Annotated in this window: 26 protein-coding genes; 6 read left to right on the plus strand and 20 right to left on the minus strand. The window is 64.2% G+C overall.

Features of this window, described 5'->3' with window-relative positions; translation table 11 throughout:
- Positions 1–147 precede the first annotated feature (147 nt).
- The 8 genes from DFR31_RS06395 to DFR31_RS06430 all read right to left on the minus strand — a co-directional run bounded on the left by DFR31_RS06395 (position 148) and on the right by DFR31_RS06430 (position 11,358).
- Positions 148–876, minus strand: a complete 729-nt coding sequence (locus tag DFR31_RS06395; protein WP_121441771.1) for a M48 family metallopeptidase — start codon at positions 874–876, stop codon at positions 148–150.
- Entirely contained in the window at positions 866–3,952 is a 3,087-nt protein-coding gene (locus tag DFR31_RS06400) for a type I restriction endonuclease subunit R (protein WP_245971094.1), read from the minus strand. The genes DFR31_RS06395 and DFR31_RS06400 overlap by 11 nt, the downstream gene beginning before the upstream one ends.
- A 214-nt stretch (positions 3,953–4,166) precedes the next feature.
- A complete protein-coding gene (locus DFR31_RS06405; RefSeq protein WP_121441772.1) occupies positions 4,167–4,727 on the minus strand; it encodes an SLATT domain-containing protein in 561 nt (186 codons plus the stop codon).
- A complete protein-coding gene (locus DFR31_RS06410) occupies positions 4,720–6,033 on the minus strand; it encodes a nucleotide-binding domain-containing protein (RefSeq protein WP_121441773.1) in 1,314 nt (437 codons plus the stop codon). Before DFR31_RS06410 ends, DFR31_RS06405 begins: the two co-directional genes overlap by 8 nt.
- Complete coding sequence (locus tag DFR31_RS06415; RefSeq protein WP_121441774.1) at positions 6,030–7,307, minus strand: restriction endonuclease subunit S; 1,278 nt, start codon at positions 7,305–7,307, stop codon at positions 6,030–6,032. Before DFR31_RS06415 ends, DFR31_RS06410 begins: the two co-directional genes overlap by 4 nt.
- On the minus strand, positions 7,300–9,747 hold the full coding sequence (locus DFR31_RS06420; RefSeq protein ID WP_121441775.1) for a type I restriction-modification system subunit M: 2,448 nt from the start codon (positions 9,745–9,747) through the stop codon (positions 7,300–7,302). The genes DFR31_RS06415 and DFR31_RS06420 overlap by 8 nt, the downstream gene beginning before the upstream one ends.
- Positions 9,748–10,492: 745 nt before the next feature.
- A complete protein-coding gene (locus tag DFR31_RS06425; RefSeq protein WP_245971095.1) occupies positions 10,493–11,239 on the minus strand; it encodes a metallophosphoesterase family protein in 747 nt (248 codons plus the stop codon).
- Positions 11,236–11,358, minus strand: a complete 123-nt coding sequence (locus tag DFR31_RS06430; RefSeq protein ID WP_121441777.1) for a PhzF family phenazine biosynthesis protein — start codon at positions 11,356–11,358, stop codon at positions 11,236–11,238. Before DFR31_RS06430 ends, DFR31_RS06425 begins: the two co-directional genes overlap by 4 nt.
- A gap of 169 nt (positions 11,359–11,527) precedes the next feature.
- Between DFR31_RS06430 and DFR31_RS06435 the strand changes: the two genes are divergently transcribed.
- Positions 11,528–11,779 (plus strand): type II toxin-antitoxin system Phd/YefM family antitoxin, encoded by a 252-nt coding sequence (locus tag DFR31_RS06435; protein WP_121441778.1) that lies wholly within the window; start codon positions 11,528–11,530, stop codon positions 11,777–11,779.
- Positions 11,776–12,030 carry a Txe/YoeB family addiction module toxin gene (locus DFR31_RS06440; protein ID WP_121441779.1) on the plus strand — a complete coding sequence of 85 codons (255 nt, stop codon included), beginning with the start codon at positions 11,776–11,778 and terminating at the stop codon, positions 12,028–12,030. The genes DFR31_RS06435 and DFR31_RS06440 overlap by 4 nt, the downstream gene beginning before the upstream one ends.
- A gap of 199 nt (positions 12,031–12,229) precedes the next feature.
- On the opposite strand, the gene DFR31_RS06445 is transcribed toward DFR31_RS06440, so the two are convergent.
- The 10 genes from DFR31_RS06445 to glyA all read right to left on the minus strand — a co-directional run bounded on the left by DFR31_RS06445 (position 12,230) and on the right by glyA (position 20,159).
- Positions 12,230–12,838: a class I SAM-dependent methyltransferase gene (locus DFR31_RS06445; protein WP_170153640.1), complete on the minus strand. Its 609-nt coding sequence runs from the start codon at positions 12,836–12,838 to the stop codon at positions 12,230–12,232.
- A gap of 39 nt (positions 12,839–12,877) precedes the next feature.
- A complete protein-coding gene (gene thiL / locus DFR31_RS06450; protein WP_121441781.1) occupies positions 12,878–13,843 on the minus strand; it encodes a thiamine-phosphate kinase in 966 nt (321 codons plus the stop codon).
- Between the two features lie 10 nt (positions 13,844–13,853).
- Positions 13,854–14,417 (minus strand): DUF2889 domain-containing protein, encoded by a 564-nt coding sequence (locus tag DFR31_RS06455; protein WP_121441782.1) that lies wholly within the window; start codon positions 14,415–14,417, stop codon positions 13,854–13,856.
- Between the two features lie 2 nt (positions 14,418–14,419).
- Complete coding sequence (gene nusB / locus DFR31_RS06460) at positions 14,420–14,956, minus strand: transcription antitermination factor NusB (RefSeq protein ID WP_121441783.1); 537 nt, start codon at positions 14,954–14,956, stop codon at positions 14,420–14,422.
- Entirely contained in the window at positions 14,953–15,423 is a 471-nt protein-coding gene (ribH, locus tag DFR31_RS06465; RefSeq protein ID WP_121441784.1) for a 6,7-dimethyl-8-ribityllumazine synthase, read from the minus strand. Before ribH ends, nusB begins: the two co-directional genes overlap by 4 nt.
- Positions 15,424–15,435: 12 nt before the next feature.
- Positions 15,436–16,551, minus strand: a complete 1,116-nt coding sequence (ribBA, locus tag DFR31_RS06470) for a bifunctional 3,4-dihydroxy-2-butanone-4-phosphate synthase/GTP cyclohydrolase II (protein ID WP_121441785.1) — start codon at positions 16,549–16,551, stop codon at positions 15,436–15,438.
- Positions 16,552–17,217: a riboflavin synthase gene (locus DFR31_RS06475; protein WP_121441786.1), complete on the minus strand. Its 666-nt coding sequence runs from the start codon at positions 17,215–17,217 to the stop codon at positions 16,552–16,554.
- A gap of 95 nt (positions 17,218–17,312) precedes the next feature.
- Positions 17,313–18,422 carry a bifunctional diaminohydroxyphosphoribosylaminopyrimidine deaminase/5-amino-6-(5-phosphoribosylamino)uracil reductase RibD gene (gene ribD / locus DFR31_RS06480; RefSeq protein ID WP_121441787.1) on the minus strand — a complete coding sequence of 370 codons (1,110 nt, stop codon included), beginning with the start codon at positions 18,420–18,422 and terminating at the stop codon, positions 17,313–17,315.
- Between the two features lie 12 nt (positions 18,423–18,434).
- Positions 18,435–18,887 (minus strand): transcriptional regulator NrdR, encoded by a 453-nt coding sequence (nrdR, locus tag DFR31_RS06485; RefSeq protein WP_121441788.1) that lies wholly within the window; start codon positions 18,885–18,887, stop codon positions 18,435–18,437.
- Positions 18,888–18,899: 12 nt separating this feature from the next.
- Entirely contained in the window at positions 18,900–20,159 is a 1,260-nt protein-coding gene (gene glyA / locus DFR31_RS06490; protein ID WP_121441789.1) for a serine hydroxymethyltransferase, read from the minus strand.
- A 274-nt stretch (positions 20,160–20,433) separates the two neighbouring features.
- Between glyA and DFR31_RS06495 the strand changes: the two genes are divergently transcribed.
- Complete coding sequence (locus DFR31_RS06495; protein WP_121441790.1) at positions 20,434–21,279, plus strand: hypothetical protein; 846 nt, start codon at positions 20,434–20,436, stop codon at positions 21,277–21,279.
- A 56-nt stretch (positions 21,280–21,335) separates the two neighbouring features.
- On the plus strand, positions 21,336–22,130 hold the full coding sequence (locus DFR31_RS06500; protein WP_121441791.1) for a thymidylate synthase: 795 nt from the start codon (positions 21,336–21,338) through the stop codon (positions 22,128–22,130).
- Between the two features lie 13 nt (positions 22,131–22,143).
- On the opposite strand, the gene cysQ is transcribed toward DFR31_RS06500, so the two are convergent.
- Positions 22,144–22,971, minus strand: coding sequence for a 3'(2'),5'-bisphosphate nucleotidase CysQ (cysQ, locus tag DFR31_RS06505; RefSeq protein ID WP_121441792.1), 828 nt, complete (start codon positions 22,969–22,971; stop codon positions 22,144–22,146).
- A complete protein-coding gene (gene nudE / locus DFR31_RS06510; protein ID WP_121441793.1) occupies positions 22,968–23,522 on the minus strand; it encodes an ADP compounds hydrolase NudE in 555 nt (184 codons plus the stop codon). The genes cysQ and nudE overlap by 4 nt, the downstream gene beginning before the upstream one ends.
- Before the next feature lie 92 nt (positions 23,523–23,614).
- Between nudE and yrfG the strand changes: the two genes are divergently transcribed.
- Both yrfG and trxA read left to right on the plus strand, forming a co-directional pair.
- Positions 23,615–24,298, plus strand: a complete 684-nt coding sequence (yrfG, locus tag DFR31_RS06515; RefSeq protein ID WP_121441794.1) for a GMP/IMP nucleotidase — start codon at positions 23,615–23,617, stop codon at positions 24,296–24,298.
- 178 nt (positions 24,299–24,476) lie between these two features.
- Positions 24,477–24,803: a thioredoxin TrxA gene (gene trxA / locus DFR31_RS06520; protein WP_121441795.1), complete on the plus strand. Its 327-nt coding sequence runs from the start codon at positions 24,477–24,479 to the stop codon at positions 24,801–24,803.
- The last annotated feature ends 47 nt before the right edge of the window (positions 24,804–24,850 follow it).

A 24,850-nucleotide genomic window follows, 5' to 3' on the forward strand; every position in this document is an offset into this window, starting at 1 on the left:
TGGTGACCTTGGACTTGTGAATTGAAGACGTCGATATCCGCGCGGGCATGCTCACTCGAACCTTGGAGCGTATAACGCTTGCCTTCGTGGTGCACCGGAGCGCCAGCGCAGGTGCGTCCGACAGCAGCCGTTTTTTTATGCGCGACGTCAATAATCCCACTCTTCGTGTGCCAGCGAGGTTTCGTTGAGCTCGTCCTTGCGCAGGCGCCAATCGGGCATGCATTGATCCATCAAGGCCCGGAAGCGTTCGTTGTGGTGACGCTCCAACAGGTGCACCATTTCGTGGACGAGTATGTATTCCAGGCAGCGAGGGGACTTCTTGGCGAGTTCCAGGTTCAGCCATATGCGCCTCGCCTCGATGTTGCAGCTCCCCCAGCGGGTCTTCATTCGCTTGATGCGACAGTCCGAAACCTTCACCCCCACAACCGGCTCCCAGGTGGCGAGAAGTTCGGGAATGCGGGCTTTGAGTTGGCGCCGGTACCAACGGTCGAGCGCCCGCTGTCGAGCTGCCCGGTCGGTACCCGGTCGAACTTGTAGCTCAAGGATGCTGTTGTTGACCACGCGCACTCGCGGATTGCCCGGTCTTTCCACCAAGTCCAGCCGGTAGCGCCTGCCCCCGAAATAGTGGCTTTCCCCAGTCACCATCTCCCGGGCGGACTCACGCGCCTGGCGGGCAAAGCTCTGTCGCTGGCGCCGAATCCAGCTCAATCGTGACACGACCGCCAACCGAACAGCCTCATCGTCCAGGTGCACAGGTGCAGCTACCCGTACCTTGCCATCGGGCGGATAGACGCCAACGTGGAGATTCTTGATCGCCTTGCGGCGAATCTCCACGTCGATGCCGCTGACCTCGATATGGCTGCGCTCAGTAGTCATGCTGGTTCTTCACCAGTTCAAAAACTGCATCCTGGTCGGGAATCTCGCTTTCCCGGGCTTGGGTTTCGAGAACGTAGGCGATGGCGTTTCGCACTTCGCGCTCCTTGAACCGATTCCCCCGCCAGTCAGCTTTCTTGACCGACCGGATCTTCTCGTCGAGGCGCAGGGCAAGAGTGCTGTCCTGGCCCAGGTTGTCATAAAGCGCCTGCTGTGCCGGTGTATCAATGCCAGTGGGATAGCGATTTTCACCTTCCCGCCGGGCCGCCTGGCGCGTCAGTTCCACGATCCGGCGCAGGTATTCCTTGTACTCCAGCGCCTCCTGCCGACGCTGCTCGATCAGGGCATCCAGCAGCTCGGACATCTTCTCGTAGTACTTCGGGTTGACCGCCATCTCGTCGATGATCAGCCGGCGCACGTTGTTCTCGATGGTCTCGGCCATGGCCTCCTGATCACCCGAGATGGATGCCGGCAGGCTGTCCACCGCGTCTTCACCGCGCTCGACTACCAGCTCGACCAGCGTCATGTCGTCGAAGGCCGAGAGCTTCTCGCTCTCATCCGCGCGGATGTAGGTGTCCAGCAGATGCCGCATGGCTGGCTCGTACATCTTCATATCGATGTAGTCGCCGCTGGCCAGCTTCACCTCCTCCCGAACCTTCTCGTAGTGCTCGACCTCCGCCTTGATCGTGGCGGCCTCGGCTTCGCTGTAGCCGGCCTGCTGCATCTCGTTGGCCAGGTCGGCATAGGCGCGCAGGAAGGCACCGACGTGTTTGTACAGGGCCAGACGCCGGGGCTCGTTCTCCTTCTGCACCTCGGGCGCATCGCTGGGGCCGACGAAATAGCGCCGGTAGGCGGGGCTGTCTTTGGGCGGGTCCACTGCCTCGCACAGTGCCTTGACCGCTTCGCGGGTCTCTTCCAGGCGTTCCCGCGCCTTGTCCAGCCGATCCTCCAGCAGCCCTTCCACGTCGTCCGCGTCGAAGGCGTCGAAGGCCCCGCCCGTGTAGTCCTGGATGGATTGCTCCAGGGACTTGAACAGGTCCTTGTAGTCGACGATATAGCCGACTTCCTTGTCCTCGGTGTGCAGCCGGTTGACCCGGCATATGGCCTGGAACAGGCCGTGGTCGCGCATCTGCTTGTCGATGTAGAGATAGGTGGCCGGTGGGGCGTCGAAGCCGGTGAGCAGCTTGTCCACCACGATCAGCAGCTTCATCTGGCCGGGCTCGTCGATGAAGCGCTTTTTCACCTCCTGCTCGAAGGTCTCCACCTTGTTGACGGCCGTGTCTTCGGGCTCGTTGAAGTGCTCGGCCAGCATGCGCCGGTAGATGTCGTACTGGTGCAGCTTCTCGGTCTCGCCCTCGCCGGTGGCCTCGCCCTTGATATCAGCCGTGGACGGCACATAGGAGGTCACAATGGCGCACTTGCCCTTCAGCTCGGTCTTCTCGAACATCTCGTACAAACGGCAGGCCGAGTAGATGCTACCAGCCACCAGCATGGCGTTGCCGTGGCCGCTCATCAGCCGGTCGCGGGTCGCCATGTCCCAGAGGATGTCGGAGACAATCTTCTCCAGCCGGTCCCGTGAGCTGAGCACTTTCTGCAGCGTGCCCCAGCGCTTCTTGAGCTGGGCGCGGGCATAGTCGTTCAGACCTTGGGTCTTGAGCTCGAACCACTGGTCGATCTTGGCCTGCGAGGTGACATGCTGGTCGATATCCCGTGCTTCGTAGCGCAAATCCAGCACTACGCCGTCCTGCACCGCCTCGTCGAACTTGTAGCTATGGATATAGGGGCCGAAGACTTCGATGCTCTTGCGCTTGTCCTTCTTCAGTAGTGGCGTGCCGGTGAAGCCGATCAGCAGAGCCTCCGGCAGCAGGGCCTTCATCGCCTCGTGCAGCTTGCCGGACTGGGTGCGGTGGCACTCGTCGACGAACACGAACAGATTGCCCTTCGCCCGAAAGCCTTTCGGTAGATGGCTGCGCATGTCCCGGATGAAGGCCTCGACATCGCCCTCCTCCGAGGCACCGAACTTGTGGACCAGCGAGGCGATGAGCCACTCGTCGCTGCGGTTGAGCACATCGATCAGGTCGGCGCCGCTCCGGGTGCGGTGGATCTGCTCGTCCACACCCTTGAAGACCTTTTCGATCTGCTCGTCCAGCTCGGTGCGGTCGGTGATCACCAGCACCCGGGCGTCCTGCACGTTCTCGCGAATCCATTTCGCCAGCCACACCATGGTCAGCGACTTGCCGCTGCCCTGGGTGTGCCAGATGATCCCGCCCTGGCGACGCTGCACATGATCCTGCGCAGCACGCACGCCGAAGAACTGATTGTGGCGGCAGGTCTTTTTGATGCCGGCGTCGAAGACCATAAAGTCGTGCACGATCTCCAGCAGCCGTTCCTTGCGGCATAGCTGGTGCAGCCCCCGCTTCAGGGGGTCGTCGATCTCGGAAGGCTCCTTCCACTCCATCCAGAACTTCTCGGGCGTCTCGATCACCCCGTAACGCAGGCCCTCGCTAGGGTTACCGGCCATTACGAGCTGCTTGGTGGCAAAGAAGGGCTCGATAAATTCCGGCTTCTGATTGTCCAGGCTCTGGCGGATGCCCTCGGCCACCGCCACGGTAGAGCGTTTCAGCTCCAGCACGCCCAGGGCGATACCGTTGACGTACAGCACCACATCCGGGCGCTTGGTATTGGCCCCGACCACCGTGACCTCCTCGGCCACGGCAAAGTCGTTGTTCTCGGGATTGGCCCAGTCGATCAGCCAGACGGTAACCGTCTGCTCCTGCACCGACGGTTTGACGTGCACCCCGTAACGCAGCTTCTCGTAGACGCCGCGGTTGGCGTCATAGAGGGTCTTGCTGCCGGCAATCGCCGCCGCCTGGTCCAGCTCGCGCAGGGCGCGATTGATGACGCGCTCTTCATGGCCCTGCCGCGCCAGCCAGTCGCGCAGCACCTCTTCCTCGATATTGCGGTTGCCATCCCTATCCTTCCAGTCCCCCAGGTAGCGGTAGCCCAGATCATCCTGGAAGAAGCGCAGCACCTGCTGCTGGGTGAGGCGTTCGCGTTGGCCGACGGTGGACATCTCCATACCCTCTGTTCTTGATTGCTTTTCTCAGCCACCACCAAAAGGCTGTACGGTGGGCACCGGTGGGATTGAATCTAACTCGCTCCCGACCTAATAATTACGGATGTCTCATCCGCCTTTAGCGGAAGGCGCATTGCATCCGAAGTCCTTCGCCAGCAATACTGGGGAGCTTCAGCTTTTCTGGCCAACTGGCATCCATGAAATAACCCCGACTAGTTCATCGCGATTTCCGTTTAAGTTCATTTGGAAGAAAGGCATCTATTTCATCATCTGAAAAGGTCATATCCTCCAGCTCTTTCAGGCCCCTTTGCGCTTCTCTATACGCCTTGAAGTTCGTACTAGGTGATCCTTCATACGCGGAATGCAAATCCTCCATAAGGTCGTCCCTTCTACTTCGGATATCTGCAAGGGAGAGGTCCCCAACCCGCAGATCTGTCAGCAGCGACAGATACCTCTCCCTAATGATCCAAAGCTCAGATCCGGCGTGCCGGTGCTTCTGAGCGATCTCACCGAGATCGTAGTCTTTCGTGTATGAGTTTATCGCCAGAAGCGTCGTGGACATGACGACGCTCACCCCTGACCCCCAGTGCCCGGCACCAAAAAACGTTGATATCACGCCACCCGTTATCACTGCTGACAAGGCAATCTGTGCCATTTTTATTCGGCCGTTTCTGCGCAGCAGGATGTCCGCGCACTTCTCATGGGTCTTATGGGAATAGACAACTCGCCCATAGCATTCCCGAATCTGCCCTTCTAGAAGCTCTACTTCTCTATTCATTGGCGTTGGCCTCAGCAACAATGGGGACATGAATGCGATCTTTGGCAACCACGACCCCGTCCTTAACGCAGTAGCACTCGACGACATGATCCCCGCGAAAATCCGTTTTTTCTTCCTTCTGCATCTGCCCAGCATCTTCTTTAATCTGGCCGCGAATGCAATTTCTCCTGCGCGCCTCATAACCTCTGTTTAGAACCTTCCAGTAAATCTCGTATGGCTCTCTTACAGATATTTCGGTTACATAAAAGCGCAGAGATTTCTTTGCCATCAAAGGAATTTTTCGCATGAGCATAGTTCTGAGGAAAAACTCGCGAAATCCATTCTGCTTCACCTCGCAGTCAATTCTCAGAGAGCCGGAAATATCGACTGCGTACCTATCCTCAATGAACTCCTCGGTATTATCCCAAGACGCTTGAACAGCTTCATCAAGCGCTTTCTGGGTATCGACTGTGGCCGCCGGAAATGGCCTGCCATAGACTTTCTTCCATTTTCCATTGACCCCCCTCTGGCCTTCGGCTTCAATGGCCTTCAAGCAGAGCTTGTACGCCTTTTTCGCCTTGCGCTGAAACTTCTTCTTTACTTTTACCCGCTGCCGGCTTCCAGGCGCTGCGTATTCGCTCTGCTCGGGCAGATCGGACAAAAATTTGAAGAAGTCTCGGCTAAGCCAGTCGTAGTAAGCGTAGCCTCTACTGTCATATTCGGTGGTTTGATCAAGAAACTTGTACGCCAGCGTGTCAATGAGAAGTCCTCCCATTGCCACACCGTGTTGATTTCTCCAGGCCCTGGCCATTTTGCACAACCGACGGAGGTTGGCATTTTTGGCGGAATCCATCTCAGAAACGGCTTCCATCTCCTCCCTGGGCTTGGTGAATTTCCAGCTTCCACCGTTTTTCGTATCCGGATAAAGGTAGCTCCGGTCGGTCTGCTCAAAAACGGGTTGAACCTCGATGTGGAAGTTCGTATAGGTCACCGTCACCACCAAACGGTCCACCCTCACATTCGTTGCTGGATAGCGGCTCAGAATCGCGGACTTGGTATCTTGGAGCAGCTTGAGCTGTTTTCCGTCTTTGTAATCATCCCATTTTCCCTTCGGCATTATGTAGAGCATATCCAGGTCAGATATGCCGTTGATGCCCGTCTTCCTCCCGAAAGAACCCACCTGGAGGGTGTTCGCCGCCTTGGAGTCAGTGTCCCGGAATTGCCTATTTAACGCTGACGTAAGCTCTCCATAGCGGAAACTGATTGTGTCCGTGTTTGTAATCGCCAAGTTCGAAACGAACCCGGAGAACATTTCAGAAACTGTCATACCAACCTAGTCCTCCCGGTCAGTAACTGCTGCATCATTCCCTTTTTGCTCTGGCGGGCCTTGTTGCGGCGGCGTTCCAGCGCTTCGATTTCGGTGTCCATATCGGAGAGAACGTTGGCGATGGCGGTTTGTTCGTTGACGCTCGGCAGACTAACCTCGAAATTCTTCAGTACCTTCCAATCAGCCCTGGGCATGTGCGTGCCGTAGGAAATGCTTGCCGATTCGTTGAAACGATCAGTTTGAACGATACCAAGCAGGAAGCCACTCGCCGCTTGGCTAGAATCAACCATCAAGGGCCAAATTTCAGTTGTACAGATCCCATCCTGCTCGGCGAGCCAATATTTCCGGAGATATGAACGGAGCCTTCCAAACAGAACATCACCTGCGCGAAACTGGTATTTGGACGCTGTTGAGTACTTTGCCGTTGAAGAGCTCAATAGTCGGCCATCCCCTTGCCCTATGTGTTCGAGTTCGATGCACGGGATGTCCGGGTGTACGGACGAGGGCATTACTTTCTGGTTCCGGATCGAAACAAACTCCCCCAACCGCTTCGTCTCCCACTCGTCGGTGAAGCCGGGCAGGCGGGTCTGGCCGGTGAGGAGTTGTTGCATGGCGGCCTGTTTGATGGCGCGCTTTTTGGCGATCAGGCGGTCGAGGGATTCGATCAGCGCGTCCGCGTCCGACAGGGCGGTGGCGATGGCGCGTTGTTCTTCGTTCCGTGGCAGAGGGAAAGGCAGAGGTTTTACGTGCTTATTATTGATTTGAGGAACTGAGGTGGTGTCCGCAAATCGCCATAACCCGATGTATCCAAGCTGGTAGTAAAGGTACTCGCGCTCCAAATTCTCGTTTGGAGTCAGAGCCATCAGGTTTGTATCCATGAATGACGCAGCGCCAAGAAGTCGAATCTTGTTTAGGGCAATCGCCGCACCTCTTTTGGCGAAAACAAGGCTGCCACTGGCTACCGTTTTTCCTTCTGAGAAGTGATAAGGAGTCGATTCCGCTACAAGGTATTTTTCGCTATTTCCTAGTTGCTCTACCTTAAAATAAGGAAAGCCTTCGCTTGAAAAGTCAAGCAGCGAAGGGCTTTCTCCGCTGGTGATTGTGACGTATTCCCCCAGCGGCTCGACCTCCCAATCCTCCGGAATCAGCCCGACCTCGGTCCGCTTATACCCGTGCGGCACGTCCTCAGCAGTCGCGACATCAGGCTTCACCGCATAGGCGGCGGACCCATCCCGCACGACCTGCTTTTCCACTGCCTCGCTACGTTCAGCCACCGACCCGCACCCCCATCTGTTCCAGGTGGCCGGTGACTTTCGCGGCCAGTGCTTCCACCTCGCGCTCGATGGCCGGCAGGGGTTCGGCGTAGCGCTCTTCCAGTTCGCGGACGCGGCCGGCCAATTGGTTGGTGATGCGCTCGACTTCCGACTCAATGGCGGCGCGGATGTCGGTCAGCCATTTGTCGTCCACGGCGAGTTGTTTGATCTCGTCCTCGGTGAGCTCGGCGTAGCGGGCCAGCACGGCCTGGTCGAGCTCGGTCTGGGCCTCCTTGACGGCCTTTTTGGCGCTGGCCTCATTGTCCATTAGCTTCTTGCACTGCTTGAGGGCGGCGATTTCGTCGTCGGCCTCCGGCTCGCCCTTGAGGGCCTTGAGCCGTTTGGGGATTTCGGTCTTGGTGACCTTGCCCTTGTCGTTCTTGACCTCGCTCAAGAGGTCTTCCTCGCCGTCCTGTTCCTCGATGAATTCCTCCAGCTCGCGGCTGGCGGTCTCGGCGTCGGCCTGCAGGGTGTCGAGCCGGGCCTGTTCGTCGGCGAAATAGCGGGCAATGACCAGCGCGGGCGGGATCAGGTCGAGCTTGTACTTCTTCGCCTTCTTGCCGTTGCCGACGGTGAGGTCGGGTTCTTCCTTGATCTTGCGTTCCTTGTTCTCGATCACCCCTCGGGGCCGGGCCGCTTCGACCCAGCCATCGGAGGCGATGAGGTAGACATCGTCCTGCATCACGTCGGCCCAGTAGTCCATCAGGCGCTGGTAGACGGCATAGCGGTCCAGCAGGGGCACATCGGTGAAGCGTTGCAGCAGGTCCTCGGACAGGCCGTGGATCACGTCGCGCGGCTTGTCGCCCGCTTGCAGGGCGTAAAGGTCCGGGCGATGGGCCGCCTGCCAGTCGTCGGTGACGCCGGACACGCGCTCGGCGAAGGCCGTGAAGGCGGCATGACCCAGCACGGTGGCTTTCACTTCGCGGGCGTCGACCCGGGGTTCCAGATAGCCGGGCCGGCCGTTGTCGCGGAACAGCGCCTCGCGCAGGCCGGGCAGCACGGACCAGTAGGGTTCGAGCGCGTCCACGTCGCGCTCGGGGATGCCGCCGTTCAGGTGGGCATAAAGGTCGTGCCGATCCTCCGCCTCGCCGGCGTCGATGTAGCGGGGGATGTTGAGATTGAAGTCGTTGGCCTCATTGGCGATCTCGGCCACCGGCACGCGGCGGGCGTAGCCGGGCAGCTCGCGCTGGTAGTTGAACACGTCGACGATCTTGTGGATGTCGCGGGAGCGCAGGCGGTTCTTGTTGCCGTCCTTCATGAACTCGCGGCTGGCGTCGATCATGAAGACGTGTTCGCGGTCGGCGGCCTGCTCCTTGTCGATGATCAGGATGCAGGCGGGGATGCCGGTGCCGTAGAACAGGTTGGCCGGCAGGCCGATGATGCCCTTGATCAGCCCGCGCTGGACCAGGTTACGGCGGATGTCCGCCTCCTTGTGGCCACGGAACAGCACGCCGTGGGGCAGGATGATGGCGCCCTTGCCGGTGGACTTGAGCGACTTGATGAGATGCAGCAGGAAGGCGTAGTCGCCGTTCTTGGCTGGCGGAATGCCGTATTCGAAGCGGCCAAATCTGTCGTTGGCCGGGTCCAGTCCGTTGGTCCAGGACTTGGCGGAGAATGGCGGATTGGCGACGGCGTAGTCGAAGGCCTTGAGTCCGCCGTCGGCATTCTTGAAATAGGGGCGGGAGAGGGTGTTGTCCCGCCACAGCTCGGCGGTGGGGTAGTCGTGCAGGATCATGTTCATCTTCGCCAGCGCCCAGGTGGCGTTGTCGTTCTCCTGGCCGTAGATGCTCAGGCCCTGCGGGGCCTCATAGGCGGCGCGCAGCAGCAGTGACCCCGAACCACAGGTGGGATCGTAGAGGGTCTCGTCCTGCCGGGTGTCCGGCCCGATGCCCACCACCTGGGCGATCACCCGCGAAACCTCGCCCGGGGTGTAGAACTGGCCCTTGCTCTTGCCGGACTCCGTGGCGAAGTGGCGCATCAGGTATTCGTAGGCGTCGCCCAGCAGATCGTCGCCGTCGGCCCGGTTGGCGCCCAGGTCGAGCTGGTCGAAGATGGCCACCAGCTTCGACAGCCGGTCCTGCATGTCCTTGCCGGAGCCGAGTTTGGTCTCGTCGTTGAAATCGGCCTGGTCGATGACGCCCTTGAGGTCATTGGCCTCGGCGAGTCGGCCGATGATCTTGTTGATCTTGTCGCCAATCTCCTTGTCGCCCTTGAGCGCCACCATGTCGGCAAAGCTGCCGCCCTCGGGCACCTCGATCAGCGAGTCCTTCTTGTCGCTGACGTACTTCATGAACAGCAGCGTCAGGACATAGTCCTTGTACTGCGAAGCGTCCATCCCGCCGCGCAGCTCGTCACAGGACTGCCAGAGGGAGGAGTAGAGCTGGGATTTCTTGATTGCCATTTAGTAACCGTTTTCTATTTGCGAGTTCCGGAGTTACGACTTATGCGCATAACATCTAAGCATTTATCCGCCCGTGCACGGCACGGCGGATAAATGTCTGTAGGACTGAGGCGCCCCGCCGGAAGGCACGGTCCACGCGGGTGACTCTATAACACGCGGATGGCTCTATAAGGTGGGGAAGGTATCACCGACCCATGGGTCGGGCGACACCTGGCGGTGTCGTTTTGGCAAGCAGGCCATGATCCCTGGGTGCGCATGGTAGGCCTCCCTAGCGCGGTCTGTGATCCTGTTCTCCCGATAGTGCAGGATCACCTAACCAAATCCAACCGCTCGGCCGCACGCCTCTGCGCCTGCGCTCGGCAGGCGTCCACTCCGGATCATATGCGCATGCCCTTAGCCCGGTCGTCGTTCTGTCTCTAGCGACGGGGGCTCGGTGGCAATGCGCTAATCACAAACAGAAAGCCCGACTCGCATTCCAAGCAGGGGGAGCCCGGCCCTGCAGGCGCCGTCGCCACCGGAGGCGGCTTCGTGCGCTCTACTTCCAAAGTCTGGCGCATTTGCGCGAGCTTCGCCTTGCGGCACCGGTGGGCCATCCGACCAAAGTGGCGGATGCGCATCCGAATGCTCTTTATCGGCGTGGGTATCGCCTGGGCGTTCTGGTGATCAAGCCGGGGCAGGCTGACTGAGCCGGTTGGGCGGCCGCGGCGAGCATCAAGCCGCCGATCGCCCCTATATTCCGTGATCACTACTCGGCCGAGAGTCGATTTCCTTTCAGGTCTACCACTTCGGCCTCACCGACTCCGAAGACACAAGGGGCACCTGCGCGCGACGGCACGCTGTAGTGCTCATGCAGGTGCCCATGGACAATCAGCCGTGCACCCAGCGCCTTGGCGAGTTCATCAATGGCCTGAAACCCGAGGTGATGGCAGGCGGGTGCCTCATGGCTCACCAGTACATCGGCTTGCTCTTCGCCCAGGGCCGAGACGTCCTCGTACCAGATAGCGCCCCGGCGTTTTCGAGGCAGACCGCCCCGCCAGCGGTTACCCTTGCCCAGTTGGGCCAAAAACGCATCCCGGGAGGTGAAGTTCGGTTCCGCCTGACCCTGACGCGGGTACCAGATCTTGCCCTGGAAATGCCCCCCGAGCCCGGCCACCCGCAGCCCGGCGATCTCCACTACCCGACCGTGCAGGTTGCGCTCGGCCAGGCGGGAGCCGAAGAGATGGTCGTAATAGTGCGTCTGAACATAGTCGTGGTTGCCCGCAATCCACCAGACCTGGGTCTTTTCGGCGACGGGGCCCAGTGTCTCGTCCAGCGGTGCCTCCAGCTCGTAGTCACCGAGCAGAATCACGGCCTCCGGGCGATACGCCTCCACAGCGGTACGGATCGGATCAAACCGTCCGTGGGGATCGCCAGCAAAGAGCACGCGGCTTGGGTCGGGGGCAGTGAGTTCATGCCGACCCATGCCTTCGCTGTTAGAACTGTTCGCACTCAACGGAGCACCCCTTCGGCCACCAAGACCGAGAGCCCGGTGGCATCGGGTACCACCGCCAGCGGATTGCCGGTGTAGCACTGGTCAGTAAAGACATCGCAAACGTAATACGCGTGACTCACGAGGGCGCCTCCTTGTGCTTTGCAGGGTCACAGATCGTTCACCTGCGGCGGGTGTTTGCCTAGCAGACCACGCTAACCGGCGGAAAACCGGTCGCTGTGCAGCCGATTGTTAAATCGATGGACGTGCGATATTCTGTACACGCACAACATCCTGTACAGGAGCAGCCTTATGGATGCCATTAGCTACACAGCCGCCAGAACCAATCTAGCAAAAACCATGGAGCAGGTCTGTGAAGACCATTCCCCTGTGATCATCACCAGGAGCAAGGCACAATCCGTGGTCATGATGTCCCTTGAGGACTATGAGGCGTTGCAAGAGACCGCATACCTCCTGCGCGCACCAAAGAACGCCCGCCGTTTGTTGGAATCTGTTGTCGAGTTCGAGCAAGGCGGGGGTCAAGAAAAGGAACTTCTTGAATGAGACTGATCTTCTCCGAGAACGCCTGGGAAGACTATCTGTACTGGCAAAAAACCGACAAAAAGGTTCTCATCCGAATCAACAAGCTGATCAAGGAAACCAAACGCGAGCCGTTTGAGGGCATTGGCAAACCTGAGCCGCTGAAACACACCCTGGCTGGCTATTGGTCCCGACGGATCAACGAAGAACACCGCATGGTCTACAAGGTCACGGACGATGCTCTGCTTATCGCCCAGCTTCGGTACCACTATTGATTTAACATCTAAGCATTTATCGGCCTCTGCCCTACATGGCGGATAAATGCCTGTTGGACTAAGCGGCCCACCGCAAGGCAAGGCCCACGCGCTTCACCTTGATATAGTGGGGAAAGTATCACCAACCCATAGGTCGTGCGGCACCCGGCGGTCCTGCTCCGCACAGTACCGAATCACGCGCCAAGTGGCCGCAGTCGGGTCAACCCTGCGCGGGCCGTGCCACGGCGATGCAATAGGCACGACTCCCGTGGCGGCCCAACAGGGTGAACTCCTCCAACGCCAAGCCCGCTGCGCCGATCTGCGCCTTGAACTCGTCCTCGTAGGTCACCCGGCCGAAGTCGATGGTGGTGAGCCGCTTCAGCGTGGGCTTGAGGGCCTCCATCCAGCGGCTGGGCTGCTGCTGAATGGTCTGGGTGAAGTAGATGCGGCCGTCCGGCTTTAGCAGCGAGGCGCAGTGGCGCAGCGCGCGCTCGGGCTCCGGTAACAGCATGAAGCTACCGGAGAAGTAGACCGCGTCGTAGGGGCCGCTTTCGTGGTCGTAGACCGACTGGCGCTGCACCTCGACCTGCTCGGAAACGGCGGATTTTTGGAGTCTGTCTTGGGCACGGGCGACGTAGTCGGGGTCGATGTCGATGCCGGTGATGCGCAGCTTTTTTTCCTGCACCCGGTCGGCGTTGGCCAGCAGCGCCCCGGCGGTGCCGATGCCCACGTCCAGCAGGGCCGCGTCCTCCGGCAAACGGTCGAGCACCTCGGCGTACCAGCGGGCCGTGAGCCGGAGGATGAGGGTGTCGTAGATGAAGCTTCGAATCATGCCGCTTGGGGCCCGCGCGTCAGGCGTACAGGCCGGCTATTTGAAGTGCATGTAGCCCTGTCGCGTCAGGACCTCTGTCTGCCCATCCCGTCGCAGGGTAATCTCCGAGTCCGGGGTAATCCGGCCGATGCGGGTGCAGCCTGCCGGGTCGTCCTGCAGGGCATTCAGGAAAGCCGCCTCCTGCTCCTGCGCCACCACGAACAGCAATTCGTAGTCGTCGCCTCCGGTCAGAGCGGCCGCTCCCGGCAGGGGATCGTTGCAGTGGACGCGGTAGGCTGCAGACAGAGGCAGGCACTCTGCCTGCAGCTCTGCCCCCAGCCCCTCGCCGGTCTCCAGCAGGTGGCCCAGGTCCGCCAGCAGACCGTCGGAGATATCGATGGCCGCACGCGCCAGTCCGGCTGCAGCCAGGCCGGCGGACACTCTCGCCGTCGGCCGGTGGAGGCGGCCGATCAGGAAATCGGCCGGGGCGGCCGGTTCATGCCCGCGCACCCCCCGCTGCCACAAGTCCAGGCCCAGCGCGGCGTCACCCAGGGTGCCGGTGGCGTACAGCAGGTCGCCGGCGCGGGCGCCGGTCCGGCGGAGGGCCTTGTCGGGCGCGACTTCGCCCATGGCCTGAACGGTGAGGGTCAGCGGCCCGCGAGTGGTGTCACCGCCCACCAAGGCTACCCGGTGCTCGGCCGCCAGCCGGCGCAGACCGTGGGAGAAGTCGGCCAGCCAGGCCTCGTTCACCTCGGGCAGGGTAAGCGCCAACTGGAACCAGCGCGGCCGGGCGCCCATGGCGGCCAGGTCACTCAGGTTGACGGCCAGGGCCTTGTGGCCGATGGCCTCCGGCGGGGCGTCCTCGGGAAAGTGCACGCCGGCGACCAGGGTGTCCACGCAGGTGACCAGCAGGTGGCCGGGGGTGGGCTGCAGCAGGGCGGCGTCGTCGCCGACGCCAAGCACCACCCCTTCGGCGTCGGTGTCGGCGCTGAAGTAGGTGCGGATGAGCCCGAATTCGTCCATCCCGGGCGTCTCAGTCGTCGCTATCGGTGGGGCGGAAATGGCGGGGGTAAAGCACCTGCACGGCCTCGCCGCTCTCGCGCCAGCCGTGGCAGGTGTTCAGCTGGGGCGGGCGGGGTGCGCCCTCCTCATCGGCGCTGGGGCGACGCGTGGTGCCCAGGGTCTGGTAGGCGACTGTGGCCATGGGGCCCAGCAGTTCCACCAGGTGGGTGCAGCCCTTCACGCCGCCGACCACGCGGTTGATGGAGCGCCGCCAGCCGGGCCCGATACGCACGCCGATCAGGTCGCGGAACCGGGCCCGCACCTCGGCGCACTCCGGGAAGGGGCTGGCATCCACCGCCGCCTCCACGTCGCGGATGACCAGCTGGTCGTCCACCGTCAGGCGCAACGCCATCTGGTGCAGCGGGTCGCCGGCGGCGATGCGCCCGCCCGGGCGCCAGCGGTTGGGGAAGCTGTAGCCGCGGGTGTCCAGCAGGTGCGCCTCGATGTCCCACAGGCCGTCATCTCGCCGGTAGCCGTTGCATTCGATCTGCCGGCGGTGGATGGGGGTGCGGTCGGCGGCCGGGGACAGGGGCATGGTCAGCGCTCCCGCTTCTTGCGGTCCGCCTCGATCTCGGTGCTGCGCAGGGGCAGGCCGCGGGCGAGCTTGTCCAGCACGCCGTTGATGTAGCGGTGGCTCTGCTCCGCCCCGAAGCGCTTGGCCAGGTTGACCGACTCGTTGATGACCACCCGCCAGGGGGTGTCGATACGCTCCGACAGCTCCCAGGCGCCCAGGCGCAACAGGGCCTTTTCCAGCGGGTCGAGGGTGCGCAACGGCCGATCGAGCAGCGGCTCCAGCGACTGGTCCAGATCGTTCAGGCGGGCCGGCACGCCGTGCAGCAGGGCACGGAAGTACGCCCGGTCCAGCTGCTCGTGGGGATAGTGCGGGTAGTGCTCGTCCTCGCCCGCTTCCGGCTGCGGCTCGTCCGGGTCGAAGTCCAGGTGCTGGGCCTCGATGGCGCCCAGGTCCTGCCCGGTCATCTGCCATTGGTAGAGGGCCAACAGGGCCAGCTCGCGCGCCCGGGCGCGGGCGCGCCGGCCCTGGCCGGGCCCGTTTTGCGACTGCGGTGTGCTCATTCGGCCATTTTCTTCATCAGCGAGACCATCTCCAGGGCGGACAGCGCCGCTTCGGCGCCCTTGTTGCCCGCCTTGGTGCCTGAACGCTCGATGGCCTGCTCGATGGTATCCACCGTAAGCACGCCAAAGGCGATGGGCAGGCCGTTATCCATCATGCTGGCGGCCACACCCTTGGTGCACTCGGAGGCGACATACTCGAAGTGCGGGGTTCCACCGCGGATCACCGCCCCCAGGGCGATGACCGCGCCGTAGCGGCTGGACTCGGCGGCCTGCTGCACGGCCAGCGGCAACTCGAAGGAGCCGGGCACGCGGATCAGGTCGATGTGGTCGTCCGGCACGCCGTGGCGGCGCAGGGCGTCCGCCGCCCCCTCCACCAGGTGGCCCACCACGAACTCGTTGAACCGCGAGGCCACGATGGCGAAGCGGGTGGCGCCGGGGTTCTGAAAGTCGCCTTCGATGATATTCATAAGGGGTTCCGTTTATGCAGGCTCTACGTATTCCACCACTTCCATGCCGAAGCCGGAAATGGCATGCATGCGCTTGGGCGCGGACAGCACGCGCATCCGGCGCACGCCCACGTCAGTGAGGATCTGTGCGCCTAAGCCGTAGGTGCGCAGGTCGCCGCTGGAGCGGTTCTCCTCGCCCTCATCGGCCTGGGCGGATTTCACCTGGTAGGCGCGCATGCGCTTGAGGATGTCATCGGTGTCGTCGCGACGGCGCAGCACCACCACGACGCCCTCGCCCGCCTCGGCCACCTGGCGCATGGCCGCGCGCAGCGGCCAGCCGCAGTGGGGCCCGTCGCTGGCAAACACGTCGGACAGGGTGTTCTGGATGTGCACCCGCACCAGCGTGGGCGTCTCCGGCTGCGGCCGCCCCTTCACCAGGGCGAAGTGCAGCGCATTGTCCACGTTGTCCTGGTAGGCGTACAGGTGGAAGACGCCGTGTTCGGTGGGCAGGTCGCACTCGCCCACCCGCTCCACCGAGCGCTCGTTGCGAATGCGGTAGGCGATCAGGTCCGCCACCGTGCCGATCTTCAGGTTGTGCTCGCGGGCGAAGGCCATCAGGTCGTCGCGCCGCGCCATGGTGCCGTCCTCTTTGAGGATCTCGACGATCACCGACGAGGGCTCGAAGCCGGCCAAGCGGGCCAGGTCGCAGCCGGCCTCGGTGTGCCCGGCGCGGGTCAGCACGCCGCCAGGCTGGGCCATGAGCGGGAAGATGTGCCCCGGCTGCACCAGGTCCTCCGGCTTGGCCTGCGGCGCGACAGCGGCCTGCACGGTGCGCGCGCGGTCGGCCGCGCTGATGCCGGTGGTCACGCCGGTGGCGGCCTCGATGGAGACGGTGAAGTTGGTGGACTGGGCCTGCTCGGTCTCGCGCACCATCAACGGCAGGCGCAGCTGCTCACAGCGCTCACGGGTGAGGGTCAGGCAGATCAGCCCACGGCCGTAGCGGGCCATGAAGTTGATGTCGTCGGGCCGGACCATGCTCGCGGGCATGACCAGGTCGCCCTCGTTCTCGCGGTCCTCGTCATCGAGGATGACCGCCATGCGGCCCTCGCGCAGGTCCTCGATGATCTCATCAATGCTGTTGAAGGCCATTCACTTGCTCCCCGGCACCCGGCCGAAGCCGTGCGCCTCCAGAAAATCGCGGGTCAAGCCCTCGCCCCCGGTGCCGCCGGCCGTCAGCAGGCGCTCCAGGTAGCGGGCGATGATGTCCACCTCCAGGTTGACCCTGCTGCCCGGGCGCAACTGCCCCAGGCGGGTCACCTCCAGGGTGTGGGGCACCAGGTTGACCTCGAAGTCGCGGCCGTCCACCGCGTTGACAGTCAGGCTGACCCCATCGACGGTGATGGAACCCTTGGCGGCGATGTAACGCGCCAGCCCCTCGGGGGCGCGGAAGCGCCAGACCTCGCTGCGCCCGGCGGGCACGCGGGAGACCACTTCGCCCAGCCCGTCCACGTGGCCGCTGACCAGGTGACCGCCCAGGGGGGTCTGCAGGGTGAGCGCCAGTTCCAGGTTGACCGCGTCGCCCTCGCCCAGGTCGCCGAGGCTGGTCAGGCGCAGGGTCTCCACCGATACGTCCGCGGCAAAAGCGCCGTCCTGCAGTTCCACCGCGGTGAGGCAGACCCCGTTGACGGCGATGCTGTCGCCCAGGGCCGCGCCGCCGAGGTCCAGCCCGTCGGTGGCGATCCACAGCCGCATATCCTCGCCGCGGGGGTCCCGGCGCTGAATGCGGCCCACCGCTTGGACGATTCCAGTGAACACTTGCCTACCTCCAGAATTCGGCGTTGGCCCCAGAGCGGCCCCTAGGTGGCCCCTAAGTGGCCGAAGGGTGGCCGCAGGGCCAACGCTTCAGTTTATCAGCTAGCCGCTGCCGGCCGCAGGGTCAGGCGCAGGTCGGGACCCACCATCCGGCAGTCCATGACCTGCAGCGGCCGGCGCTGGCTCATCTCGTCCAGCCCGGGCCAGTGCAGCAACGGACGGGCGCTGTCACCCATAAGGTGCGGCGCCTGGTAGAGCAGCCATTCATCCACCAGGCCGGCGCGAAACAGGCCGCCACCGAGTACCGGGCCCGCCTCCACCAGCACCTCGTTGACCTCCTGCCGCCCCAGCCAGTCCAGGGCCGCTGAAAGGTCCAGACCGTCCGGGGTCTCGGGCAGCTCCACGCAGCGCGCGCCGGCCCGGGTCAACGCCCGTACCCGGGCCGCCTCCACCTCGGGGCCGTGGAACAGGGTGGCGCCGTGGCCCTTCAGCAGGGCGGCGTCGGTCGGCGTCTGCAACCGGCGGTCCAGCACCACGCGGCGGGGCTGACGCGGTTCGGTCAGTCCGGCATCGCGCACGTCCAGCCGCGGGTTGTCGGCGCGCACGGTGCCTATGCCGGTCAGGATCGCATCACTGCGCGCCCGCCAGCGGTGCACGTCGGCCCGCGCCTGCGACGAGGTGATCCAGCGGCTCTCGCCGGAGGCCATGGCGGTGCGCCCATCAAGGCTGGCCGCGGACTTGAGCCGCACAAAGGGGCGGCCGTGCCGCATGCGGTGGATAAAGCCGGGGTTGAGGGCGGCCGCCTCGGCGGCCATCAGCCCCTGCCCCACCTCCAGACCCGCACTGCGCAGCCGGCGCAGGCCGCGCCCCGCCACCTCGGGGTTCGAGTCGGTCATGCCGGCGACCACCCGAACCACCCCCGCCGCCAGCAGCGCGTCACTGCAGGGCGGGGTGCGTCCGTGGTGGCTGCAGGGCTCCAGGGTGACGTAGGCGGTGGCGCCGCTGGCCTGCTCGCCGGCACGCTGCAGCGCCATGGCCTCGGCGTGGGGCTCGCCGGCGCGCTCGTGCCAGCCTTCCCCGACAATGCGCCCGTCCCGGACCAGCACGCAGCCGACCCGGGGGTTGGGATGGGGCGGTTGTGCCGGCCGCCGGGCAAGGCGCAGGGCACGGCCCATGAACAGGCGGTCGGCGGGGGAGAATTCAGTCATACCGGTGGCGCACTAGCGCTTCTCCAGCCCCTCAATGACCTCGCGAAAGGCAGAGACGTCCTCGAAGCTGCGATAGACGGAGGCGAAACGCACGTAGGCCACCTGGTCCAGCTCCCGCAGCTCCTCCATGACCCAGTCGCCCAGCCAGGCCGCCGGCACCTCGCGCTCGCCGGTGGCCCGCAGCTTCTGCCGGATGCGGAACAGTGCCGCCTCCACCGCCTCGGTGGGCACGGGCCGTTTCTCCAGCGCCCGCAGCATGCCCTGGCGGAGCTTGCCCTCGTCCCAGGGCTCGCGGGTGCCGTCCTGTTTGACGATCCGTGGCAGCGCCAGCTCGGCGGTCTCGTAGGTGGTGAAGCGCTCACCACAGCTACCGCACTCGCGCCGCCGCCGCACCTGCTCGCCCTCACTGGCCAGGCGGGAGTCGATCACCCGGGTGTCTTCGAACTGGCAGTAAGGGCAACGCATGGCGCTTCAACCTCAGTCTTGCGGGTAGACCGGCAGGCGGCGGCAGACCTCGCTGACCTGCTCACGCACCCGCGCGATCACGTCCTCGTTCTCGATGTCGTCCAGCACGTCGGCGATCCAGCCGGCCAAGGCCTCGCACTCCGCTTCCTTGAAGCCGCGCGTGGTGATGGCCGGGGTGCCGATGCGCAGCCCGGAGGTCACGAAGGGCGACTGCGGATCATTCGGCACGGTGTTCTTGTTGACGGTGATGTGCGCCTTGCCCAGCGCCGCGTCCGCCGCCTTGCCGGTCAGCCCCTTGTCCACCAGGTCCATCAGGAACAGGTGGTTGTCGGTGCCCCCGGAGACCACCTTGTAGCCGCGCTCCACCAGCCCCTTGGCCAGCGCCCGGGCGTTGTCGATGACCTGCTGCTGGTAGGTCTTGAACTCCGGCTCCATGGCCTCCTTGAAGGCCACGGCCTTGCCGGCGATGGCGTGCATCAGCGGGCCACCCTGGGTACCGGGGAAGACCAGGGAGTTGAGCTTTTTCTCCACCTCGGCGTTGGCGCGGGCCAGGATGAGGCCGCCACGCGGACCGCGCAGGGTCTTGTGGGTGGTCGTGGTGGTGACGTCGGCGATCTGTACCGGGCTGGGGTAGACGCCCGCGGCCACCAGGCCGGCGATGTGGGCCATGTCCACCAGCAGGTAGGCGCCCACCGCGTCGGCGATATCGCGCATGCGCTGCCAGTCCACCACGCGGGAGTAGGCAGAGAAGCCGCCGATGATCATCTGCGGCTTGTGCTCCTGGGCCAGGCGCTCCAACTGCTCGTAGTCGATCTCGCCGGTATCGGGGCAAACCCCATACTGGACAGCGTTGAACAGCCGGCCGGAGAAGTTCACCTTGGCGCCGTGGGTCAGGTGACCGCCATGGTCCAGGCTCATGCCCAGGATGGTGTCGCCCGGCTTCAGCAGCGCCAGGTAGACAGCGGCGTTGGCCTGGGAGCCGGAGTGGGGCTGCACGTTGGCGTAATCGGCGCCAAACAGCTGCTTGGCCCGCTCGATGGCCAGGCGCTCGGCCTCGTCCACGTGCTCGCAGCCGCCGTAGTAGCGCTTGCCCGGGTAGCCCTCGGCGTACTTGTTGGTCAGCACACTGCCCTGGGCCTCGAGAATGCGTGGGCTGGCGTAGTTCTCGGAGGCGATCAGTTCGATGTGATCCTCTTGCCGACGGCGCTCGGCCTCCATGGCCTCGGCGAGTTCCGGGTCAAAGCTGGCGATGGTCATATCACGGGAGAACATTGAGGCTCCTGCGCTGAGCGAGACTTAAACGTGGTTAACAAAGGCAAGATCCGCACGGACAACGGCAAGCCTTGCCCTGAGCGGACCCGCCATGATAGCGCAACCAATCACCGCTTGCATCGCCCGCACGTCACACCCGGGCAACAGCGACTGGAGCCGTCTGAGCTGGCAGGCTAGTATAAGAGGGGAGTAGCGATGCGCGGTGTTACTCAAATTTCCGCACGTCCGGGTCGGAGCAGCCCCGGTCCGAACCATGCTTGTCGGTGAGACTGAGATGCAGAGCGCAGATATGGGCGACCCACAAGACACCAGTACCAGCGCCCAGCAGGAGATCCGCCGGCTCAAGCGCGAGCTGCAGGAGGCCCGCACCCGGCTGGCGGAGGATGCCGCCTATTACCGGGCGGAGCTGGAGGCGAACCGGCAGCGGATCGAGAACCGGCATCTGCGCTCCCAGGCCGGCGAGGTGGCCAAGCGTCGCCGCGCCGAGGAGAGCCTCGCCCATGTCCGGGCCGAGCTGAAGCGCACCAAGGCGGACCTGACACGGCTGCGCGATCAGCACGAGGAGCTGACCCGCAAGCTGCTGGCGCAGGAGGAGACCCTGGAGGGCGGCACCGAAGGCGCGCCCGGCCAGGGCGGCAGCGCGGCGTGGGAGCAGACCGAGCAGGAGCTCCACCGCATGCGCACCGAGAACGAGCGGCTGCGCAAGGCGCTCAGCCGCGAGCGCACGCTGCGGCGGCAACTGGAAGAGACGCTGAGCCGCATCCACGCCGTCGGCCGCCGCCAGCGGCGGGAGCCGCTGCGGGGCGCCCCGCAGCCGGCCGGCTCCATCGGCACCGGTCGTGCCAGCCGGGGCCAGTACCAGGAGCTCTCGGCCAAGGGCATCCAGAGCGTCTACCAGCAATACCTGCGTCCCCGCGGCGAGGGCAGTGACTACCGCCGCCCCTCCGATCCGGGCGGCTTCAGCGAGCAGATGCCCCGCCTGCGCAGCACCCAGGAGGAGCACGTCTGGCAGCAGCAGAAGGTCCGCCTGCCGGTGGATGAGATCGACGAGGACTTCCTGCAATTGCCATCCGACCGGTCCATCCAGTCGGACGACGAAGAGGCCCCGTCGGACTCGTAGCCCACCCGCCTCGCACCGCTTCCACCCAAACGCCCACAGCAAACCCTAAGGAACTTATGCAGGCCTATCTGGACCTCATGGGGCACGTGCGTGACCACGGCACCCCCAAGACCGACCGCACCGGCACCGGCACCCTCTCGGTGTTCGGCCACCAGATGCGTTTCGACCTCCAACGCGGCTTTCCGGTGGTGACCACCAAGAAGCTGCACCTGCGCTCGATCATCCACGAACTGCTCTGGTTCCTCAGCGGCGACAGCAACATCGCCTACCTGAAGGAGAACGGGGTCAGAATCTGGGATGAGTGGGCCGACGAGAATGGCGACCTCGGACCCATCTATGGGGTGCAGTGGCGCTCCTGGCCCACCGCCGACGGCCGCCACGTGGACCAGCTGGCCCAGGTGCTGCGCGACCTGCGGGAGCACCCGGACTCCCGGCGGCACATCGTCTCGGCCTGGAACGTGGGCGAACTCCCCAAGATGGGCCTGCCGCCCTGCCACACGCTGTTTCAGTTCTATGTTGCCGAGGGGCGGCTGTCGTGCCAGCTCTACCAGCGCAGCGCGGATATCTTTTTAGGGCTGCCGTTCAACATCGCCTCCTACGCCCTGTTGACCCACATGGTCGCGCAGGTCTGCGAGCTGGAGCCGGGGGAGTTCATCTGGACCGGCGGCGACTGCCACCTCTACCAGAACCACCTGGAACAGGCGGACCTTCAGCTGCAGCGCAGCCCCCTGCCCTTGCCCCGGCTGCAGCTCAACCCGGAGGTGCGCGATCTCTTTGCCTTCCGCTACGAGGACATCGCCCTGGAGGGCTACCAGCACCACCCACACATCAAGGCGCCGGTGGCGGTCTGACCCGGCCGGGCACTCAGTCGCGGGGGCATTTGCGGAGCAGCTCCGCCCAGCGCCAGTCGGGGTCGCCGACGGCGATGAAATCGCCGTTGAGCAGGGTGTCACGGCGGTTGTAGCGCAGCGGCCGGAGGGTGGCCACGTCCAGCACCGCGCCGCCGGCCGCCTCCAACACGCATTGCGCGGCGGCGGTGTCCCACTCCGAGGTCGGGCCGAAGCGGGGGTAAAGATCCGCCTCGCCCTCGGCCACCGCACAGAACTTCAGCGCGCTGCCCAGCGGTCGCGTATCCGCCTCGGGCAGTTGCTCGAGCAACGCTGCAACCGGCGCGTCGCGGTGCGAGCGGCTGACCGCCACCGTCATCGGATCACCGGGTGGCCGCCGGGTGCGTAGCGGCGTATCCCGCCGGTCCTCCCGGCGCCACGCGCCCTCCCCCTTGATACCGAGCCAGGCCACCCCGGTCACCGGCGCCTGCACCACGCCGAGCACCGGGTCGCCATCCTGGATCAGCGCCACGTTGACGGAAAACTCGTCATTACGCTTGACGAACTCACGGGTGCCGTCCAGCGGGTCCACCAGCCAGTAGCAGGACCAGCCCCGCCGCTCCACCCAGCGGGGCTGGCGCCCCTCCTCGGAGAGCACCGGAACGTCCAGCAACTGCGGCAGCCCCTCGACCAGTACCTGGTGCGCGGCGCGGTCCGCCTGGGTGAGCGGAGTGTCATCCGCCTTGCTGTCCACGTGGATGCGACCCCGGTAGACGGCGATGATGCGGGCCGCCGCCTGGGCGACCAAGCGGTGCACCGGGTCCAGCAGGTCGCGAGGGGGCACCCCCTGGTTTTGCTGGGTCATAACACCCCCTTGTCGCGCAGGTGGTCCCGGGCGAGGTAGAGCGCCGCCAGACTCCGCGCCTCGCTGAAATCGGGCTCGTCCAAAAGCCCGGCCAGGTCATCCAGCGGCCAGGGCACCACCTCGATGGGCTCGGGCTCATCCCCGGGCAGCCGGGATTCGTAGAGATCGCGCGCCACGATCACCTCGGTGCGGTGGGCCAGGTAACCCGGGGCCAGGCTCAGCGAGCGCAGCCATTCCAGTTCACGCCCCGCCAGCCCCACCTCCTCCTGCAACTCGCGGTTGGCAGCATCGAGCAGCGGCTCGTCCTTTTCCACCCGCCCCTTGGGCAGGCCGAGCTCGTAGCGACCGGTGCCGGCCGCGTACTCCCGGATCAGTTGGGCGCAACCGCTGCCGTCCACCGCGACGATAATCACCGCACCGTGCGAGGTACCGGCCAGGCGCTCGTACTCCACTTCGGCGCCGTTCTCGAAGCGCAAGCCCACCGCCTCGACACGAAACAGCCGTGAGCGGGCCACCATCCGGCGGTGCAGAATCTCCGGGTACTTGCTCATCTGCCGCACTGCTCTGACAGCAAAAGGGAATCCCGATTGTACACGGCCGCCCGCGATACCCCAGCCCCGGGGTCAGCTGCTAGAATCCCCCCATGAGCACCTGCGCCCCCATCGATTGGCAACGCACCGACACCGTCCTGCTGGACATGGACGGCACCCTGCTCGACCTGCGTTTCGACAACCTGTTCTGGAAACAGCACCTGCCCCGCCGCCTGGCGGAGCTCAAAAACCTGCCTGCGGGCGAGGCGGAGCAGGCGGTATTCCCGCGCATGGCGCGGCTGCAGGGGCGCATCGAGTGGTACTGCCTGGACTACTGGAGCCGGGAGCTGGAGGTGGACATGCTCGCCCTGAAGCGGGAGATCGCCCACCTGATCGGCTGGCGCCCGCACGCCCGCGCCTTTCTTGAGGCGCTGGGCCGGGCCGACAAACGGCGGGTGCTGGTCACCAACGCCCACCCGGACGTGCTCCGGCTCAAGGTGGCGCAGACCGGGCTCGACGCTCACTTGGACGCGATCATCAGCGCCCACGACCTGCAGCGCCCGAAAGAGGAGCAGGACTTCTGGCACCGGCTGCAACAACACGCCCCGTTCCGTCCGGAACGCAGCGTTCTGATCGATGACAACCTGGCCGCGCTGGCCAGCGCCCAGTCCTACGGGGTCGGGACGGTCTTGGGCATCCGGCGCCCGGACAGCAGCGCGAATCCGGTAGCCGCCCCGGATGTCACCCTGCTCGAGTGCTTCAGCGACGTGCTGCCCACCGCGCAGGTGACTGGATAAGCGCGACATTACGCTATTTGACACGCCACCCCCCGCCCGCTATCGTTAGCCCAAAATAAGCGGGCTTATCCTTGCAGCCAGCGTCACCCCGGGTACCTGCTCAGCCAATTAGCGAGTATCATCCCAAGTTCCCCATTTGCATTGTCAAACGCCGAAAAGCCAATCGGGAGGCTATATCGTGAGCGGACAGATCGTGCACGCCACCGATCAGAATTTCGAAGATGAAGTGATCAAATCCGATGTGCCGGTCATCGTGGACTACTGGGCCGACTGGTGCGGTCCGTGCAAGATGATCGCTCCGATCCTGGACGAGGTGGCCTCCGAGTACAGTGGCAAGCTCAAGGTGGTCAAGCTGAACATCGATGAGAACCCGGAGACGCCGCCCAAGTACGGCATCCGTGGCATCCCCACGTTGATGCTGTTCAAGAACGGCGGCGTGGAGGCCACGAAGGTGGGCGCGCTGTCCAAGTCGCAGCTGACGGCCTTCATCGACAGCAACCTGTAAGCTCCCGAACAGACTGCCGGGGCGCCACCGGGGCGCCCCGCATTTGC

Origin of the sequence: Alkalispirillum mobile, assembly GCF_003664325.1 — a bacterium.
GTDB classification, from domain to species: Bacteria; Pseudomonadota; Gammaproteobacteria; order Nitrococcales; family Halorhodospiraceae; genus Alkalilimnicola; species Alkalilimnicola mobilis.